General features: G+C 37.8%; 6 protein-coding genes. All 6 read left to right on the forward strand.

Features of this window, described 5'->3' with window-relative positions; genetic code table 11:
* The first annotated feature begins 132 nt into the window (after positions 1 to 132).
* Positions 133 to 747, forward strand: coding sequence for a hypothetical protein (locus HMPREF2885_RS05325; protein ID WP_070657380.1), 615 nt, complete (start codon positions 133 to 135; stop codon positions 745 to 747).
* Positions 744 to 1,352, forward strand: a complete 609-nt coding sequence (locus HMPREF2885_RS05330) for a hypothetical protein (protein ID WP_070657382.1) — start codon at positions 744 to 746, stop codon at positions 1,350 to 1,352. Before HMPREF2885_RS05325 ends, HMPREF2885_RS05330 begins: the two co-directional genes overlap by 4 nt.
* Entirely contained in the window at positions 1,349 to 1,975 is a 627-nt protein-coding gene (locus HMPREF2885_RS05335; protein WP_001242084.1) for a hypothetical protein, read from the forward strand. Before HMPREF2885_RS05330 ends, HMPREF2885_RS05335 begins: the two co-directional genes overlap by 4 nt.
* Entirely contained in the window at positions 1,972 to 2,598 is a 627-nt protein-coding gene (locus HMPREF2885_RS05340) for a hypothetical protein (RefSeq protein WP_070657384.1), read from the forward strand. The genes HMPREF2885_RS05335 and HMPREF2885_RS05340 overlap by 4 nt, the downstream gene beginning before the upstream one ends.
* Positions 2,595 to 3,209, forward strand: a complete 615-nt coding sequence (locus HMPREF2885_RS05345; RefSeq protein WP_049550284.1) for a hypothetical protein — start codon at positions 2,595 to 2,597, stop codon at positions 3,207 to 3,209. The genes HMPREF2885_RS05340 and HMPREF2885_RS05345 overlap by 4 nt, the downstream gene beginning before the upstream one ends.
* On the forward strand, positions 3,206 to 3,686 hold a 481-nt coding region (locus HMPREF2885_RS05350), incomplete at its 3' end, for a hypothetical protein (protein WP_070657386.1). The genes HMPREF2885_RS05345 and HMPREF2885_RS05350, both read left to right, overlap by 4 nt.

Below are 3,686 nucleotides of genomic sequence, written 5' to 3' on the forward strand. Positions count from 1 at the left end.
GGTTGAAATTAGTTTGGAAGAATTAAAGACAATGGTGCCAGTAAGAGATCCTTTATGGGAAGAAGAAGAGCGACTTCGGGAAGAGTATATCAAAATCCATGGCGAACGTATTTATGACGATGAGGACGACGAGTGAGACTTTATATCATAGGTGATTACACCAAGACTGATTTTTATGAAGAGTTTAAAGAAATAGCTCAAAAAATGTGGTTCAAAGAGCGAAAAGGAATTCCACTTGATTTTTCCTATGCTTGGGATGAAGATTTACATTTGAATTTACGGTTGGATAAATTTAAATATAATGACGAACGTTGGGAGAGTGCAAATTTTAATACAAATATAAACCCTTGGAAGACATTTGAATATGAAAACTTGACATTGGATCTAGAAAATTCTTATGAAAGCGATGGACGTGAGAAAGGTGATCATTTGCGAATTATTTCCACTCATCTAGATATTCTAACGGTTGACAAGCGAGCGCTCTATATCATGGCGATTGAGGTGGCATCTGCCATTGACGGTCAAATCAGCGAAGACGACAAAGAAACATGGCTGAGTGTTGAAGAATTCAAAACGAAACATAAAGACCTACTGAATTTGACCTACGACGAAGCAGTCGATATTAGTTTGGAAGAACTAGAGGTTATGGAGGCGATTGATGAACCCCTTTGGGATGAATTACACAGAGGGTGGGAAGAATATATCAAAATCCATGGCGAGCCAGTTTATGACGACGAGGAAGAATGAAATTATACTTAAAAGGCGATTATACAAAAAGAGTACCTTATGGTTATTTGGAACTAGCTGGCAAAATGTGGTTTCCAGAAGATGAGCAAGTTTCTTACTCAAATGCTGGGAACAATGATGATTTACAAGAAGATTTTTTCTCAAATTTATCCTTGAGGAAAAGCACTGCTGATAAGAGATGGTCTAGTGTCCCCCTAAAGGAAGGGGTAAGAAGTCTCTTTTCACATATTAAAGAATGTATTGAAATTAATTTTGAAGATGCATTTGCTACAGATTATAATGAAAAGGGTGACTATCTCCGTATTTTAACCACCCATCTAGAAATTTTGACAGTTGATAAACGGGCTATGTATATTATGGCGCTTGAGATTGCAAAGGTGATTGACGGGCAAATTAGCGAGGATAATAAGAAGACATGGCTAACAGTCGAGGAGTTTAGGAAAAAGCACGAGGCTATTCTATCTCTGACTTTTGAAGAAGCAAATGAACTAAGTTTGACAGAAATTCAAACGATGGATGTTGTAGACGACCCTCTTTGGGAGGAAGAAGCTAATCGTCGAAAAGAATACATACTAGCACATGGAGGCGATATCTCAGATTTATGAGACTATATATCAAAAGTGATTTTAAGAAAAAAATAACCTTTACGACAAGAGAGTTGCTCTGGGAAATGTGGTTTAAGGAATGGCAGGGTCATCCTATTACATACTCAAACGTTGGTGATGATGAGATGTTGCAAGATGATTTCTTTTTTGGAGTTCAATTTGATAAATGGCGATTTAATGATAAGCGATGGAATCATATACCATATGACAAGAGTGACCCTTGGAATTCGTTTTCTGATGAAAATATTCAATTAGAATTTGAAAATGATTTTATTACTGATGGGAGAGAACGTGGAGAATACCTTAGGATTGCGACTACCCATACGGACATTTTAACGGTTGATAAACGAGCTATGTATATCATGGCAGTCGAGGTGGCTTCTGCCATTGATGGTCAGATTAGCGAGGATGGCAAAGAGACCTGGATGGATGTAGAGACTTTTAAGGAGTTGCACAAGGATGTTCTTTCACTGACTTATGATGAAGCTGTTGAAATCAGTTTGGAAGAATTAAAGACAATGGTACCGGTAAGAGATCCTCTATGGGAAGAGGAGGAACGCCTTCGAGAAGAATACATTGCTATCCATGGCGAACGTGTTTATGACGATGAGGAAGACGATTGAAATTATATTTAAAAGGCGATTATACTAGAAAAGTGACATTTGGCTACAGAGAACTCGCATGGAAAATGTGGTTTAAAGAAAGAAATGGTCAAGAAATAAGTTTCTCAAATGTTGGAGATGATGAGATGCTACAAAATGACTTCTATCTATCTTTACGGTTAGATAAGTGGGGAGCAAGTGGCTCTCGTTGGAAAGATGTCAAGGCAAAAGGGGGCAGTGCAATCAATTCCCAAAAATATGAAAATATTGATTTGGATTATGAAGGAAGTTATGAAAGCGACGGTAGAGAAAAGGGTGCTTATCTAAGAATCGCTTCGAATTATCTAGATATATTAACAGTTGATAAGCGAGCTATGTATATTATGGCACTCGAAATTGCGACTGCGATTGATGGAAAAATTAGTGAAGATGATAAGAAAACATGGTTAAGAATCGAGGAGTTCAAGAAAAAGCACCAAGATATCTTATCTCTAACCTTTGATGAAGCAAATGAGATGAGTTTGGAAGAAATTCAGACGATTGACGCTATTGACGAACCCATCTGGGAAGAATTGGATAGGCTTCGTGAAGAATACATCAAAATCCATGGCGAACGTGTTTATGACGACGAGGAAGACGAGTGAGACTATATCTTAAAGGCAACTACGAAATTAGTATCTATCAGGCCTGTATGGAATATCCTTGGAAAATGTGGTTCAAGGAACGTAAGGGAGTGAAAGTTGGTTTTTCTTACGCACGTGATGATGACTTTTATTTTAGCGTTAGTTTGGACAAATTTTCTTCAAATGATGAGCGTTGGGGAATGGCTGATTTTAAAATAGGAGATAATCCATGGAATTCATTTAAATATGAGTATCTAATATTGGATTTTGAAGATTCCTATGAAAGTGATGGGCGAGAAAAAGGAGACTATCTTCGAATCATCACGACTCATAAGGATATTCTAACGGTTGACAAGCGAGCTCTCTATATCATGGGTATTGAAGTTGCATCTGTCATTGACGGTCAAATCAGCGAAGACGACAAAGAAACATGGCTGAGTGTTGAAGAATTCAAAACGAAACATAAAGACCTACTGAATATGACCTACGACGAAGCAGTCGATATTAGTTTAGAAGAGATAAAGGTTTTGAAAGCCATAGACGAGCCTCTCTGGGAAGAGTTGGATAGAAAGCGAGAAGAATATATCGAAGTCCATGGAGAGGTAGAGTTGGATGACGAGGAAGACGAGTGAGACTATATATCAAAAGTGATTTTACGAAAAAAATAGACTTCACAACTAGAGAGCTTGTTTGGAAGATGTGGTTTAAGGAACGGAAAGGCAAGAAAATAAGTTTCTCCAATGTTGGTGATGATGCTATGTTACAGGATGATTTTTACTTTGGTGTTCGGTTACACAAATGGTCTTCAGTTGACGAAAGATGGGATAAGGCTCCTTTTATAATTCCTAGTAATTCTTGGTCGTCTTTGGAATATGAGAGTATAACACTTGAATTTGAAAAAACTTTCATTACAGAGTGGAGAGAACGTGGAGATTATCTACGTATCGCAACATCCCATATAGATGTTTTAACCGTAGATAAACGTGCTATGTATATCATGGCAGTCGAGGTAGCTTCTGCTATTGACGGGCAGATCAGTGAGGATGACAAGCAGACCTGGATGGATGTAGAGATATTTAAGGAGTTGCACAAGGATGTTCTTTCACTGA

Source organism: Streptococcus sp. HMSC062H02, assembly GCF_001813005.1.
In the GTDB taxonomy this organism is placed as follows: Bacteria; Bacillota; Bacilli; order Lactobacillales; family Streptococcaceae; genus Streptococcus; species Streptococcus oralis_S.

Excerpts from the sequence above, each read along its gene's own strand:
- HMPREF2885_RS05330 (WP_070657382.1), top strand. The coding sequence starts at position 744 with ATGAAATTATACTTAAAAGGCGATTATACAAAAAGAGTACCTTATGGT.
- HMPREF2885_RS05335 (WP_001242084.1), top strand. The coding sequence starts at position 1,349 with ATGAGACTATATATCAAAAGTGATTTTAAGAAAAAAATAACCTTTACG.